Genomic DNA, 15,437 nt, shown 5'->3' with positions numbered 1-15,437 from the left:
GAACCTGTTCAAAATCTGTCACGAGCGCCTGTCAGCCAAGGAGGACGGAGCGCAGGAACCGGAGCATATTGTGATATATGTGAGGATTCCGAGCACCGCCCGACGCAGGCTCACAGGCGCGCAGTAAGATTTTGAATAGGTTCTAAATGGTGCCGCCGACAATCATCCTATCCAGCCTCAACGTCGGCTGGCCCACGCCGACCGGAACGCTCTGCCCTTCCTTGCCGCATACGCCAACGCCTGCATCGAGCGCCATATCGTTGCCAATCATACGGATTCGCTTCAATGCTTCAGGGCCGCTGCCGCTCAGCGTCGCGCCTTTGACCGGAGCGGTTATTCTGCCATTCTCAATCCGGTAGGCCAGCGCCGCCGAAAAAACAAACTGGCCGTTTGTAATATCGACCTGCCCGCCGTCAAAATTGACCGCATACAGGCCGTTTTTGACCGACGCAATCATTTCCTCCGGACTTTGATCGCCGTTCAGCATATAGGTATTCGTCATCCGCGGTAGCGGCAGCGTGCAATAGGATTCACGGCGCGCATTGCCGGTTAACGGCATTTTCATCAGCCGCGCATTCAGCGTATCTTGTAAATAGCCGGTCAAAATCCCGTCTTCAATCAGCGTTGTGCATTGCGTCGGCGTGCCTTCATCATCGATATTCAGCGAGCCGCGCCGGTTCGGCAGCGTGCCGTCGTCAACCACCGTCACCCCTTTCGCAGCTATCCGTTGACCCATGCGGCCTGAAAAAGCGGAGAAGCCTTTACGGTTGAAATCGCCTTCAAGCCCGTGTCCCACGGCCTCATGCAACAGGACGCCCGGCCAGCCCGGCCCGAGAACAACGGTCATGGCGCCCGCAGGCGCGGGCTGCGCTTCCAGGTTTGTCAGCGCAATATTGACCGCTTCGTCCACATAATGCGCGAGCACGGCATCACTGAAATAACCGTAATCAAAGCGTCCGCCGCCGCCCGCGCTGCCCGTTTCACGGCGGCCATTCTGCTGCGCAATCACCGTGACCGAAACGCGCACCAGCGGGCGCGCGTCCGCCGCCAACCCGCCATCGCCGCGCGCAATCAATACTACGTCGTATTCCCCGGAAAGGCTGGCCATCACTTGCGTAATGCGCGGATCGCGCGTGCGCGCCATTTGCTCGATGCGCTCAAGCAGCGCCACTTTCGCGCTTGCCGCCAGCGAAGTCAGCGGATCGGCATTCCGATACAGATCGCGCGGAGGGTCGCCGCGCTTTCTGTTTTTTACGCTCCGGGCGCTGATCTGAACCGGTTGGCCGCCGTGCGCGCCAATCGCGCGCACAGTTTGCGCCGCTTGATGCAATGCGGTCAGCGATAGATCATTTGAATATGCGAATGCGCTCCGCTCTCCAGAGATTGCCCGCACGCCGACGCCCTGGTCGATGCCGAAACTGCCCGATTTAACGATGCCTTCCTCCAAACTCCACGCTTCGCTGCGTGTCGTCTGGAAATACAGATCCGCATAGTCAATGCGGGGCAACATCACTTCCGCAAGGGTACGCTGCAAAGCCGCTTCATCCAGGCCATACGGCGCGAGCAGACAGGCTTTGGCGGTGTCTAAGGGGCAAAAATCAGGGAGTTTAATATTCATATGAAAGGGGCATAGACTGAACGCTCGGCTGACGCCATGTGCCGGTAACCGCATATTGACGCATGAAATAATTGGCAAGCGGCGGCAGTAATGCCCACTGTACAACATAGCCGCCCATTCCAATGAAAGGATGAATCGCGACCGCCGCCAGCGCGGCGGCGTCCGCCTTGAATACCGGTAGAAGCGTGACCCGCAAATCCTGTGTGCGCGCAGCGAGATCGATTCTGCCTTGAACGCTGATACGCGCATTCTGACCGTCCATTTCAAAATGACCGCTTTGCAGAATGCCGCGGTGAATCGTTCCGGTCGCATGAATCCGGTCAAAATCCAGGCCAGGACCGAATGCGCCGCGCTCGCTCAAAGTCAAAAAACGCGCCCAGTTTTGCACCGAAAAAAGTCCCAGTAGCCGGCTCAGGCCGGGATCGAGCGGCAGAATGCGTCCATTCCGGACATCCAGCGTGAGCGAGCCATTCAAATCCGAGTATTTGAACAAGCGCGCCTTGCCTTGCCAGCCCAGGCGGCCCGTCAGAACGCCAGCGCCGCCGTGCACGGTATTTGGCAAGCCCAGACGGGTCAGCAATGCGCCCGCGTCGTGAAGCCTCAGACTGAAATCCAGAGCGATCTTGTTTGTCTGATCTGCGCCACCCGGTGTATCTGGAGAATCCGGCGCGCCTGTGCGCCAATATCCATGCGCCTGCATCTGCGCATCGGGATTGTCAACGCGCAATGCGTCAATCTGCCATATAGACGCGCGCGCAGGCGTATCTTCAGGTTGCGGCGCCCGGCGCACAGCGTCCAGCATCAAGTTCTGCCAATGTCGGCGGCCCAATGTCAATGCGCTGATCTTTGCCTGAATACGGTTAGGCCAATAGACGCTCAACAGATCGGGTTGACCCGTATCCTCAATTGCGCGGAACACGGGCCTGACAGCGGTATACCAGGCGTCGAGATTCAATGCGTCAAGCTGAATCCGGGCGGTAATGCCCTCTTCCTGTAACTGAGGCGAAGGCGTAACAGGCACGCTTTCGTTCAACTGGATATGACCGCGCACTGCCGCGCCCGTACCGTCGTCTTGCGGCACATAATGCGCCATCAGCGGGCCAAGCTGGAATTCACGCAGATGAATCCGGCGCCTTTCGGAAGAAGCGTTCCAGCGGCGCTCCATACCCGCCTCCTCAGACAGTTTGGGAAATCCACTGTCCCAGACCGCCTGAGCCGGCATGGATGTCTGCGCTGTTTTGCCCAGTGGCGCAGGCAGATCAATTTGCAGTCCACTGAGATCGGAGCTCACGGCAAAACGCGGCGCGGCATGCGGCAGCGCGTTTACCTTGATTCGGTAAGGCGCCGCGCCTGTTAAACGCTGCGCTAAGGCATTAAGCGGCCCGTGCGTTGCATCGCGCAGCGCGGAAGCCGAAAACGTTCCTTCAAAGCTCAACTCGGTCGAGCCTTCCGGCTTCTTCCCTCCCGCGCCCGTGATTGCGCCGCCGAGAAAATACGCGCGCGCCTGTTGAAGCGTCCAGTCGTGTTCAGTGAAGTTCAGCAGGCCGTGGATGGCCGTGAGCGGCGGCAGCGCATCCCGGATAAGGGTGTTGCCAATAAAAGTCAAGGCGCCCGAAGTACGGATAGGCGTGTGCGCAATGCGCGGCACCTGCATCCGCAGCGCCAGCATGGCCTGCCCGCGGGCATCGAGCGTCTCGGTCAAACCGCCCAGCCAGCCCGCCACGGGACTGGCATTGACATAATGCAGCAGATCGGCCAGCGGGCCGCGCGCGCGGCCATCGATGATGAGATCGTCCGTTTTTCTGGATAAATTCCCGATACGTCCCTGAATATCCGTTAACACAATATTCCGGTAGCGCGCCCGGTCAATATCAAAGCCCAACTGGCGACCGTCCATTTTGAAAACGCCCTGAATACTGTCCAGCGCAGGCCATGTTTTAGCTAGAGCATTTTTCAATGGCTTGCCCTGTGTCGCTTCGCCGTTCCGTGTATTCGGGATCGCTGCGGGGTCGCCTCCATCGCTGCGCGATGGAGACCTGCTCCGCCCGCATCGATCCCCATACTGTCTTCGCGCTCGCTCCTTGTGCAATCTCACTGAAAAATGCTCTAAGCCGCTTTCAATATGTGGAGACGGATCAAAGCGCCCATTCTCAAACGGCGCAACGATTTGAAACACGCCGGAAGCGCGCGGATGCTGAAACGGAAAATGATCCAGATCGCCGCGTATATTCAATATTGCCCGGCGCGCAATCCCGCCTTTGAGCGCATGGCTCAGATAAGCGCGCAATGCTGCGTTCAGCCGGCTCGGTAAATAACGCGGCGCGCGCGCGATGAGAAAACGGTCAAAGGCAGCCGATAAATCCAGCGTACCCCGTCCAGTGCCTGCACGACGCTGATAGATTGCGCGCACCGCGCCCGCTGCATCAACGTTGGCAAAGCGCAAACGCGGAACTCGCACATGAATATGCGCCGGCGCGCCGGCGCGCTGTTCGATCTCCCAGTGCACGCGGCCTTTGAGCGTATCGAACGCGAGCGTTGAATCGTCGAATACGCCGCCCAGCGTGACCGATGCCTGCGCCGCATTCAATATCAGCACTCCGCGCCTCTGATCGGCTTTTATTGTTCCTGAAAGTTGATCAAAGCCTGGCCAGCCTGGAGCAGTTTTCAGCCGCTTGCCTGGCGGCTGCGCCGCAATGCCGACTTTTTCCAATCGCGCGCTAATCCGGTAACGGGGCAAGGGTGCGCCTTGCCGGGAAGAATCATGGTCACGCATCCACTCAAAGGCATAATCGCGCAGCACGCCATGCGGTTTAAAGCGCGCCAACGCATCTGTGAATGTGCGCGGCGCAGGCAGTGCGGGCATCAGTTCAGCGGCTAAGCCCAGATCGGCGGCGTCCCCTTCTATAGCCAAGCAATTTAAGTTTGATACCGCGTCATCGCCGCTCGCCGTATTATTTATACTGTCTTCGCGGCTGCTTCCTTGTCTCAAACTTAAATTGCTTGGCCATAACGCAATAGAGCCGCCCCGATTGAATGATCGCGAGCGATAACGAATATTCAAACGTTCGGCGGAAAAGCGCCGGCGAGGCGTCTCAATGGACAAGCGGCTCAGTTGCGACAGAAGCGTGTCCTTGATCGGTCTAATGTGATAGGAAAACGCCAATGAAGGCAATTCAAGCCAAGACAAATTGGGTTTAAAGCGCACTCTAAGCGCTTTGCCGTCGAGTTCGCCACGCGCCGAATGGATTTGCATCGCGTTGAATTCGGCTCGAAGGCGTCCGCTCAAGCTTCCCTGTTCGATCTGAATGGGCAAGTGAACGCTGCGTGCGATCGATGCAAGATCGAGCGCGCGGGCAACAAGCTCAAACTTTCCTTTCCAATGAATCGGGTCTCCCGAAGAAGCAAAACGGCGGCGCTGGATACGCGCGCTGAGCTTAAGCAATCCGGATTTTTCAGGGGTTCCAGCGCTTCCCTCCAAACGATGCCAATCGCCCTTGTTTGACAGGCTCAGCTGAACCTCATTTAAAACCAGCGGCGGCGCGGCAAGCGCTTCGTCCCGCCAACACAGCATACCGCCGCGTATTGTGAGCTTAGCCTGAGCGAGCAGCGCAGCGATGAATGCGTTCTCGCCCTGTGCGCGGGCATTCAGCGGTATGCCTGCGATCCAGATGCGGCCATCGGCGGCGCGGCGCGCTACAATAGCCGGCGCACTGATGTGTACCGCCTCAAAAACCGGCCTGAATTCCCACAGTGTGCGCCATGAGAGGGTTGCAATCGCATGTGGAATGGATAAGCCTGGCCGGCCTGCTGCGTCGCGCAGATTTAAATCGGAAATTTCAATCTCAGGCCGTAGCGCGCGCCAATGCCAGCGTCCGGATAATGCGCCCAGCGATACCTGCGCGCCCAGCATGTGCGCCGCCCTTTGCTCAATCCAGGGGCGAAACCTGTCCAGATGGGGCAGCGCCGCCAAACGCAGCGTCAGCATGGCTGCCGTGATGCCAAGCAAAATGATCCATGCAAGACGGGAAAAAACCTTGTGCAATCTCGCTGAAAAATGTTTTAGTTTGCAGACAGGTTCTCGGAAAACTCCGTCTCATTGACCGGCATAAACTCGCCGGCCTCCTCTTCAGCGGACATACCGGAGCGCGCCTGATCTGATAATCGTCTGTTTTTACGCGCTTTGTGATACGCGAGCCCAGTGCCCGATGGCGTCAACCGGCCAACAATCACGTTTTCTTTCAGGCCGCGCAGATTGTCGCGCTTGCCCATAATCGCCGCTTCGGTCAACACCCGCGTTGTTTCCTGGAACGAAGCGGCTGAAATAAATGAATCAGTCGATAGCGAAGCTTTGGTAATGCCAAGCAATATATTTTCATAGCTTGCCGGCTGTTTGCCCGCTTCCGTGGCTCGATCGTTTTCATCGAGCAGCTCTGAACGCTCGACCTGTTCGCCCGGAATAAAACATGTATCGCCCGCGTCCACTACCTGCACGCGGCGCAGCATCTGGCGGATGATGACTTCAATATGCTTATCGTTGATCTTCACGCCTTGCAAGCGATAAACCTCCTGCACTTCATTCACGATATAGCGCGCGAGCGCGGCAATGCCTTGCAGCCGCAGAATGTCATGCGGCTCGACCGGCCCATCGACAATGGTTTCGCCTTTATTGACCACCTGGCCATCGTGAACCAGTATCTGTTTATCCTTGGCAATCAGGAATTCATGCAGATTGCCGTCCAGGTCCGTAATGATCAGGCGCTGCTTGCCTTTCGTTTCCTTGCCAAACGAAACGGTTCCGGTCACTTCGACCAGCACGCCAGCATTCTTCGGCGAGCGCGCTTCAAACAGTTCAGCCACGCGCGGCAGCCCGCCGGTGATATCGCGCGTCTTGTGCGATTCAATGGGAATCCGCGCCAGTACTTCTCCGACCTCTACGGTTTGCCCGTCCCTGACCGTAATGAGCGCTCCAATCTGGAATCCAATCGTGACTGGATGATCGGTGCCCGGAATCTTGACTTCAGCGCCCGCCGCATCAAGCAGCCTGACTTGCGGACGCATACTTCTGGCCGCCTGGGCGCGGCGCTTCGGATCAATCACGACCAGGGTTGACAGGCCGGTGACTTCATCGATCTGCCGTGCAACGGTAACGCCTTCCTCAACATTTTCAAATTTCACGGCGCCGCCGTATTCGGTAATGATCGGCCGCGTCAATGGATCCCAGGCCGCCAACTGCGCGCCCGCCTTAACGGGCGCGCCGTCCAGATGAAACAAGGTTGCGCCGTAGGGAATCTTATGGCGCTCGCGCTCGCGTCCCTGTTCATCGGTAATCAGAATTTCTCCTGAGCGCGAGATGACAACCTGCTCGCCCTTCGCATTGGTGACGTAACGCATCGTTGCGCTAAAGCGCACTGCGCCGTTTGATTTCACTTCAATATTCGATGCCGCCGCCGCGCGCGATGCGGCGCCGCCGATATGGAAGGTGCGCATCGTCAACTGTGTACCCGGTTCGCCAATGGACTGCGCGGCAATCACGCCGACCGCTTCACCCACATTAACCAGTGCGCCGCGGCCCAGATCGCGGCCATAGCATTTTGCGCACAAGCCATAGCGCGTCTTGCAATTGAGGGGCGTGCGCACCATGACTTCGTCAATGCCCGCGCGTTCAATTTCATTCACCGCCGCTTCATCAAACAAAGCGCCTGCCTCAAACAGGATTTGTTGCGTATCCGGATCAACCACATCCACTGCGACAGTGCGGCCCAGAATGCGCTCGTGCAACGCCTCAATCACTTCGCCGCCTTCGACAATCGCTTTCATCGCCATACCGTCTGAAGTACCGCAATCATTTTCGATAATGACCAGGTCTTGCGTGACATCCACCAGACGGCGCGTTAGATAACCCGAATTCGCCGTTTTAAGCGCCGTATCGGCCAGACCCTTGCGGGCGCCGTGCGTGGAAATAAAATATTGCGCAACATTCAGGCCCTCGCGGAAATTCGCGGTAATCGGCGTTTCAATGATCGAGCCGTCGGGCTTGGTCATCAGTCCGCGCATGCCCGCCAACTGGCGTATTTGAACGGCGGAGCCGCGCGCGCCCGAATCGGCCATCATATAAATTGAATTAAATGATTCCTGCGTGACCTTCCGGCCATCACGATTGACCGCTTCCTCGCTGGAGAGTTGCTCCATCATCGCCTTTCCAACCGCTTCCGACGTGGCTGACCAAATATCGACCACGTTGTTGTAGCGCTCCTGGGCGGTCACCAGACCGGACATATATTGACGGTCGTATTCCTTTACTTTTTGCGCGGCGGCACGCACGATGGCTTCTTTTTGCGGCGGCACGAGCATATCGTCCACACAGATTGAAATGCCCGCCTGAGTGGCCAGTTTGAACCCGGCCTGCATCAGCCTATCCGCAAAGATCACCGTCTCATGTAAACCGCATGCGTGGAAGGCCGTATTGATCAGGCGTGAAATTTCTTTTTTCTTCAGCGCCCGGTTCATCTCCGAAAATGGCAAACCCGGCGGCAGAATCCGGGACAGCATCGCACGTCCAGCCGTTGTTGGGTACAGGGTGCGCTGCGGGATAAATTTCGGCGCATCGGGGGAAGTCTCCGGATTCGCAATTTGTTCAACAATGCGCACGCTGATTTTTGAGTTCAATTCAATCTGCCTGTTCTCATAGGCGCGCTGCGCTTCATCGACATCCGCGAAGATCATGCCTTCGCCCGCGCCGTTGATTTTCTCCCGGGTGGCGTAATACAGGCCCAGCACGATGTCCTGGGATGGCACAATGGCCGGGTCGCCGCTCGCCGGGAATAGCACATTATTTGAGGCGAGCATCAGGATGCGCGCTTCCAGTTGCGCCTCCAGAGACAAAGGCACGTGCACCGCCATCTGGTCGCCATCGAAGTCGGCGTTAAAGGCCGCGCATACGAGCGGATGCAATTGGATCGCCTTGCCTTCGATCAGCACCGGCTCAAATGCTTGAATCCCCAAACGGTGCAATGTCGGCGCGCGGTTCAAAAGCACCGGATGCTCGCGAATCACTTCTTCAAGGATGTCCCAAACGATCGGGGTTTGCGCATCGACTTCTTTTTTCGCCGCTTTGATCGTCGTCGCAATATTCATCAAAGCCAATTTATGAAAAATAAAGGGTTTGAACAGTTCAAGCGCCATCAATTTAGGTAAACCGCATTGATGCAGCTTCAACGTCGGGCCAACCACAATCACCGAACGGCCTGAATAATCGACGCGCTTGCCGAGCAGGTTCTGACGGAAACGTCCGCCCTTCCCTTTGATCATATCAGCGAGCGATTTCAATGGACGCTTATTTGCGCCGGTCATTGCCTTGCCGCGGCGGCCATTATCAAGCAGCGAATCGACCGCTTCCTGAAGCATCCGTTTTTCGTTGCGCACGATAATCTCGGGCGCCTTCAATTCCAGAAGACGCTTCAAACGATTGTTCCGGTTAATCACGCGGCGATACAAATCATTCAAATCCGAAGTGGCAAAACGCCCGCCATCGAGCGGCACCAGCGGCCTTAAATTAGGCGGCAGCACCGGCAGCACCTCAAGAATCATCCATGTCGGCTTAATGCCTGAACGCTGAAAGGCTTCAAGAATTTTCAGGCGCTTGGCGTATTTTTTGATTTTGACTTCAGAACCGGTCGTTTTTAAATCCTCGCGCAACTGCTCGACTTGCGCATCAATATCAATCGTGCGCAGCAATTCGCGAATGCCATGCGCGCCCATCTCAGCCTGGAATTCTTCGCCATATTCTTCAAATTTGTTGTGATAATCCTCCTCGGTCATGATCTGCCCCCTCTTCAGCGGCGTCATGCCAGGCTCAATCACTACGTACGCTTCAAAATACAACACGCGCTCAATATCGCGCAGCGTCATATCAAGCACCATGCCCAGACGCGACGGGAGCGATTTCAGAAACCAGATATGCGAGACAGGCGACGCGAGTTCGATATGCCCCATCCGTTCGCGGCGCACTTTGGTGAATATGACTTCGACCCCACATTTCTCGCAGATCACGCCGCGATGCTTCAGACGTTTGTATTTGCCGCACAGGCATTCGTAATCTTTCATCGGCCCGAAAATCTTGGCGCAGAACAGGCCATCGCGTTCAGGCTTAAGGGTACGGTAGTTGATCGTTTCCGGCTTTTTGACTTCTCCATAGGACCAGGAACGGATCTTTTCCGGCGATGCCAGACTGATTTTGATGGCGTCGAACGCTTCATCCTTCTGGACTTGTTTGAAGAGATCGAGCAGGGCTTTCATTTAATTTCTCCGTAGGCGCGGCTCTCTAGAGCATTTTTCAGTGAGGTTGCATTAGAACTTTTTTCAGTGATTTGCCCAAGAAGCAAGCGCGAAGACAGTATGAATAATACGGCGAGCGCGAAGCGACACAGGGCAAATCACTGAAAAAAGCTCTAATTTCTATCTAAATCAATATCGATCCCTAGCGAGCGTATTTCCTTGACCAGCACATTGAACGATTCGGGCATGCTGGCGTCAATCGTGTGATCTCCATGAACAAGATTTTCATAGACTTTAGTGCGGCCAGTCACATCGTCTGATTTAACGGTCAGCATCTCCTGCAGCACATACGATGCGCCATAGGCCTCCAGCGCCCAGACTTCCATTTCGCCAAAGCGTTGACCGCCAAACTGCGCCTTACCTCCGAGCGGCTGTTGCGTGACCAGTGAATACGGACCGGTTGAACGGGCGTGCATCTTCTCGTCGATCATATGATGCAGTTTCAGCATATGCATATAGCCGACCGTCACAGGCCGCTCAAAGGCTTCGCCCGTGCGCCCGTCATATAAAATGATTTGCTGCCGCGACGGTGTCATGCCCAAACGCCGGGCGATATCATCTGGATAGGCCAGTTTGAGCGCATAGGCGATTTCATGCTCGCGCGCTCCGTCAAATACCGGGGTTGCAAACGGCACACCTTCCTGAAGATTCTGCGCCAGCTCAAGGACTTCAGCATCGCTGAACTGATCGACTATCTCGACGCTTTCGCCCTCGCGGCTGCTATAAATCTTTTTCAGAAAAACGCGCAATTCCTTTGCCTGCGCTGCTGTGCGCAGCATCTCACCGATGCGCTCTCCAAGTCCTTTGGCCGCCCAGCCTAAATGCGTTTCCAAAATCTGGCCGACATTCATCCGCGACGGCACGCCGAGCGGGTTCAGCACAATATCGACCGGGGTGCCATCGGCCATATAGGGCATATCTTCGACGGGCACGATTTTGGATACCACGCCTTTATTGCCATGCCGACCCGCCATTTTGTCGCCGGGCTGCAAACGGCGTTTGACGGCCAGATACACCTTGACCATTTTCAACACGCCGGGCGGCAGTTCATCGCCTTGGGTCAATTTTTTACGCTTTTCTTCAAATGCAAGATCAAATTGATGGCGTCTTTGCGCAATCAATTCTTTACTCGCTTCAAGCTGTGTCGCTGCGTCTTCGTCCGCCAGACGAATATCGAACCATCGGTGGGGGTCTAATTCAGACAAATAAGCGCCACTGATCTTCGCGCCTTTGGCGAGCCTGCGCGGGCCGCCATTTGCAATCTTGCCTGTGAGCATTTTCTTCAGACGCTCAAACACATCTCTCTGGACAATCCTTAATTGATCGTTCAGATCCAGGCGATACCGCTTGAGTTCTTCATCAATAATGCTCTGCGCGCGCGCATCCCGTTCAATTCCTTCGCGGGTAAACACTTGCACGTCAATCACAATGCCGTTCATTCCGGACGGCACGCGTAACGAGCTATCTTTGACATCCGATGCTTTTTCGCCAAAGATGGCGCGCAGCAACTTTTCTTCGGGCGCCAACTGCGTTTCGCCCTTCGGAGTGACTTTACCGACCAGCACATCGCCTGCGTTGACTTCAGCGCCGATATGCACAATGCCGGATGCATCCAGACGGGCCAACTGCGTCTCCGCCAGATTCGGGATATCGCAGGTAATTTCTTCTGCGCCCAGCTTGGTATCCCGCGCAACAATATGCAGCTCTTCGATATGGATGGATGTGTAGCGATCTTCGGCAACGACTTTTTCGGAAATCAGGATTGAGTCTTCAAAGTTGTAGCCATTCCACGGCATAAAGGCGACCCGCATATTCTGGCCGAGCGCAAGCTCGCCGAGATCGGTTGAGGCGCCATCGGCCATCACATCGCCGCGCGCGACTTTATCGCCGACTTTGACAATCGGCCGTTGGTTAATATTGGTGTTTTGATTTGAGCGCGTATATTTGACCAGGTTATAGATATCGACGCCGGTATCGCCTGCCTCTGCCTCTTCATCGTTCACGCGAATCACAATCCGTCTGGCATCGACGTAATCGATCACGCCGCCGCGATCCGCCTGCACGGTTGTGCCCGAATCCACCGCAACGGTACGCTCGATACCCGTGCCGACCAGCGCTTTTTCGGGCTGCAGACACGGCACCGCTTGACGCTGCATATTGGAACCCATTAATGCGCGGTTCGCATCGTCATGCTCAAGAAATGGGATCAGCGATGCGGCAACCGACACAATTTGCGATGGAGCAACGTCCATATACTGAACCTGTTCCGGCGCGACCATCCGGGTCTCGCCCATTTCACGCACTGAAACCAGTTCATCGGTGAGTGCGCCATCCTCGGCAACCGTTGCATTCGCCTGCGCAATCACATAACGGCCTTCGTCAATCGCGGATAAATATTCCACTGTATCCGTGACTTTGCCGCGCGCGACCTTGCGGTACGGCGTTTCCAGAAAACCATATTCATTCAGACGCGCATAGAGCGCCAGAGAATTGATCAAACCGATATTGGGGCCTTCCGGCGTTTCAATCGGGCACACGCGGCCATAATGCGTCGGATGCACATCACGCACTTCAAAACCAGCGCGTTCGCGCGTCAGTCCGCCCGGGCCAAGGGCGGAAATACGGCGTTTGTGGGTAATCTCGGAGAGCGGATTGGTTTGATCCATGAACTGCGACAGTTGCGATGAACTGAAGAACTCGCGGATCGCCGATGAAATCGGCTTCGAGTTAATCAGATCATAGGGCATCAGATTTTCGCTCTCGGCCTGACCGAGCCGTTCGCGCACCGCCCGCTCGACGCGCGAAAGACCTGCGCGGAATTGCATCTCCGCAAGCTCTCCAACACAACGCACGCGGCGGTTGCCTAAATGATCGATATCATCGATCTCGCCCTTGCCATTGCGCAAATCAACCAGAATTTTGATCACCGCCAGAATGTCGCTGTCATTCAGCGTCATCGCGCCTTTGCGTTCTTCACGGCCAACCCGGCGATTAAATTTCATCCGGCCCACTTTGGAGAGGTCATAGCTCTCTGCGCTATAAAACAGGCGATTGAAAAGCGCTTCGACTGCCTCTGCAGTCGGCGGCTCGCCGGGCCGCATCATCCGGTAGATCGCAATCCGCGCGCTCATCTGGCTCACGGTCTCGTCAATGCGCAGCGTCTGGGAAATATAAGGGCCGCAATTCAGATCATTGGTGTACAGGGTGTAGATCGTTTTAATCTTGGCAGCACGCAGTTTTTCGAGCAGAGTTTCCGTCATTTCTTCGTTCGCGCTCGCCAGCACTTCGCCTGTGTGGACATCTACAATATCTTTTGCCAGAATGCGGCCCAGCAGATACTCTTCAGGCACCGAGAGTACTCTGGCGCGACTGGCCTCAAGCGCGCGGATATGTTTGGCATTGATCCGCTTGTCTTTTGGAACGACGACATTCCCATCTCGATCCCGAATATCAAAGCGCGCCAACTCGCCACGCCAGCGGTCTGCAACAAATTTGACCTGAGCGCCTTCGCTCATCAATGTGCAGGCATCGGAGACGAAAAAATGCGTCAGAATCTGCTCGGGCGAAAGTCCAATCGCTTTGAGCAGAATAGTGGCCGGCATTTTCCGACGGCGGTCAATGCGGAAGTAAAGAATATCTTTGGGGTCGAACTCGAAATCAAGCCATGAACCGCGGTATGGAATAATCCGCGCGGAAAAAAGCAATTTTCCGGAACTATGCGTCTTGCCCTTGTCGTGCTCAAAAAAGACGCCCGGAGAACGATGAAGCTGTGACACAATCACTCGTTCGGTGCCGTTAATCACGAAGGAGCCGGACGGCGTCATCAGTGGAATTTCGCCCATATAAACCTCTTGTTCGCGAACTTCCTTGATGACCGGTTTGTTTGGAGATTCGCGATCAAGCAGTATGAGACGTACCTTTGCGCGCAATGCAGAGCAATAGGTTAAACCGCGCTGTTGGCATTCTTTGATGTCAAAGGCCGGATGCGACAGGGTATAGCGAACGAATTCGAGCCGCGCAAACCCATTATTCGACACAATCGGAAAAATGGACAGAAACGCCCCCTGCAGCCCAGCCGGCTTGCGCCGCTCAGGCGCAACATCCGCTTGCAAGAAATCATTAAATGATTCAAGCTGTGTTGTCAGAAGGAATGGAACTGGATGAATACTTTGGCGTTTTGCAAAATTCTTGCGGAATCGCTTTTTCTCAGTAAAGGAATAATGCATAGGGTCTCCAAATTCCAAGAACGCATTTAGAGCATTTTTCAGTGAGATTGCCACTGGCGCAAGCGCGAAGCGACACAGGGCAAGCCACTGAAAAATGCTCTAAGCGCGCTGTGCACCTGCAGATGAATGCGTGCGATGTCCTGAACGCATCCTAAGAATGCGGAACCCGCAACACTGTAAATCACCTAAAAGCACTACTCTTTACTTAAGTTCGGCTTTTGCGCCTGCCGCTTCCAGTTTTTTCTTTATTTCCTCAGCTTCCGCTTTAGGCGCATTCTCTTTAATGGGCTTGGGCGCGCCGTCCACCAGATCTTTGGCTTCCTTTAACCCCAGACTCGTGATTTCACGCACCGCCTTAATGACCGCTACCTTGTTGCCGCCCGCTTCAAGCAAAACTACTGTGAATTCGGTCTGTTCCTCAGCAGCGGGCGCAGCGGCGCCGCCAGCCGGCGCGGCCACTGCCAGCGCAGTTGCTGATACGCCAAATTTTTCCTCAAATGCCTTGACCAGTGCGTTCAGCTCCAGCACGGACATTGCACCCACTGCGTCAAGAATTTCTTCTTTTGCGATTGCCATTCAAATACTCCTAAATGATTCAACGGGCTCTTCTTAGAACGTTTTTCAGAGAGCTCATACGGCGAGCGCGAAGCGACACCGTGCAAGCCGCTGAAAAATGTTCTAGACAGTCTGTTCGCCTTGTTGCGCAGATAAAGCAGCCAATGCGCGCGCAAAACCGGAAACGGGCGCCAGCATCACCCCTAATAATCTGGCCAGCAATTCCTCACGGCCTGGGATATTTGCCAACGCCTGGATGGAGGGCAAATCCATCACCTTGCCTTCATTCATCCCTGTGCGAATGACAAATTTGTCATTGCTTTTGGCAAAATCATTCACGACTTTTGCTGCAGCGACAGGGTCTTCAGAAATGCTATAGATCAAAGGGCCCACCATCTGCTCTGCTAACGGTGCAAATGGCGTATTCTCTACAGCGCGGCGCGCAAGGGTATTTTTCAATACCCGCAACGCGACATGTTGCGCCCGCGCCTTGTTGCGCAGTTGCGTCAGTTCATCCACCGCAACGCCACGGTATTCAGCCAGCACCATAGTTTGCGCTTGTGCAAGAACCGAGCTCACCTCGGCTACAACCGCCTGCTTGTCTGCTTTACTCAGCGGCACAGTTCAATCTCCAAATTGACATATAACAACTCGCCACAGCGTCCGGGATAAGGAGTGATCTCCTTGGCCGGGAACGCCATCTG

The 15,437-nt window shown here is 55.5% G+C and carries 6 protein-coding genes; all 6 read right to left on the bottom strand.

All coding sequences use genetic code 11. The features are described from left to right. Positions 1–142: 142 nt before the first annotated feature. The 6 genes from tldD to rplJ all read right to left on the bottom strand — a co-directional run bounded on the left by tldD (position 143) and on the right by rplJ (position 15,354). A complete protein-coding gene (gene tldD / locus CAGGBEG34_RS03230; protein WP_006682433.1) occupies positions 143–1,618 on the bottom strand; it encodes a metalloprotease TldD in 1,476 nt (491 codons plus the stop codon). Beyond that, positions 1,608–5,660 (bottom strand): YhdP family phospholipid transporter, encoded by a 4,053-nt coding sequence (locus CAGGBEG34_RS03225; RefSeq protein WP_006682432.1) that lies wholly within the window; start codon positions 5,658–5,660, stop codon positions 1,608–1,610. Before CAGGBEG34_RS03225 ends, tldD begins: the two co-directional genes overlap by 11 nt. A gap of 17 nt (positions 5,661–5,677) precedes the next feature. Next, on the bottom strand, positions 5,678–9,913 hold the full coding sequence (rpoC, locus tag CAGGBEG34_RS03220) for a DNA-directed RNA polymerase subunit beta' (RefSeq protein WP_006682431.1): 4,236 nt from the start codon (positions 9,911–9,913) through the stop codon (positions 5,678–5,680). 152 nt (positions 9,914–10,065) lie between these two features. Continuing rightward, positions 10,066–14,178 carry a DNA-directed RNA polymerase subunit beta gene (rpoB, locus tag CAGGBEG34_RS03215; RefSeq protein ID WP_006682430.1) on the bottom strand — a complete coding sequence of 1,371 codons (4,113 nt, stop codon included), beginning with the start codon at positions 14,176–14,178 and terminating at the stop codon, positions 10,066–10,068. A 201-nt stretch (positions 14,179–14,379) separates the two neighbouring features. Continuing rightward, positions 14,380–14,754: a 50S ribosomal protein L7/L12 gene (rplL, locus tag CAGGBEG34_RS03210; RefSeq protein WP_006682429.1), complete on the bottom strand. Its 375-nt coding sequence runs from the start codon at positions 14,752–14,754 to the stop codon at positions 14,380–14,382. A 102-nt stretch (positions 14,755–14,856) separates the two neighbouring features. Next, positions 14,857–15,354, bottom strand: a complete 498-nt coding sequence (rplJ, locus tag CAGGBEG34_RS03205; protein WP_006682428.1) for a 50S ribosomal protein L10 — start codon at positions 15,352–15,354, stop codon at positions 14,857–14,859. Positions 15,355–15,437 lie beyond the last annotated feature (83 nt).

Origin of the sequence: Candidatus Glomeribacter gigasporarum BEG34 (assembly GCF_000227585.1) — a bacterium.
Classification (GTDB): Bacteria; Pseudomonadota; Gammaproteobacteria; order Burkholderiales; family Burkholderiaceae; genus Glomeribacter; species Glomeribacter gigasporarum_B.
The sequence above is the reverse complement of the archived record's forward strand: the minus strand, read 5'-3'. Positions and strand labels throughout refer to the sequence as shown.

What these genes read in the sequence shown, in the direction of transcription:
- rpoC (WP_006682431.1), bottom strand. Translation starts at nt 9,913, where the DNA reads ATGAAAGCCCTGCTCGATCTCTTCAAACAAGTCCAGAAGGATGAAGCG.
- rpoB (WP_006682430.1), bottom strand. Translation starts at nt 14,178, where the DNA reads ATGCATTATTCCTTTACTGAGAAAAAGCGATTCCGCAAGAATTTTGCA.
- tldD (WP_006682433.1), bottom strand. Translation starts at nt 1,618, where the DNA reads ATGAATATTAAACTCCCTGATTTTTGCCCCTTAGACACCGCCAAAGCC.
- rplL (WP_006682429.1), bottom strand. Translation starts at nt 14,754, where the DNA reads ATGGCAATCGCAAAAGAAGAAATTCTTGACGCAGTGGGTGCAATGTCC.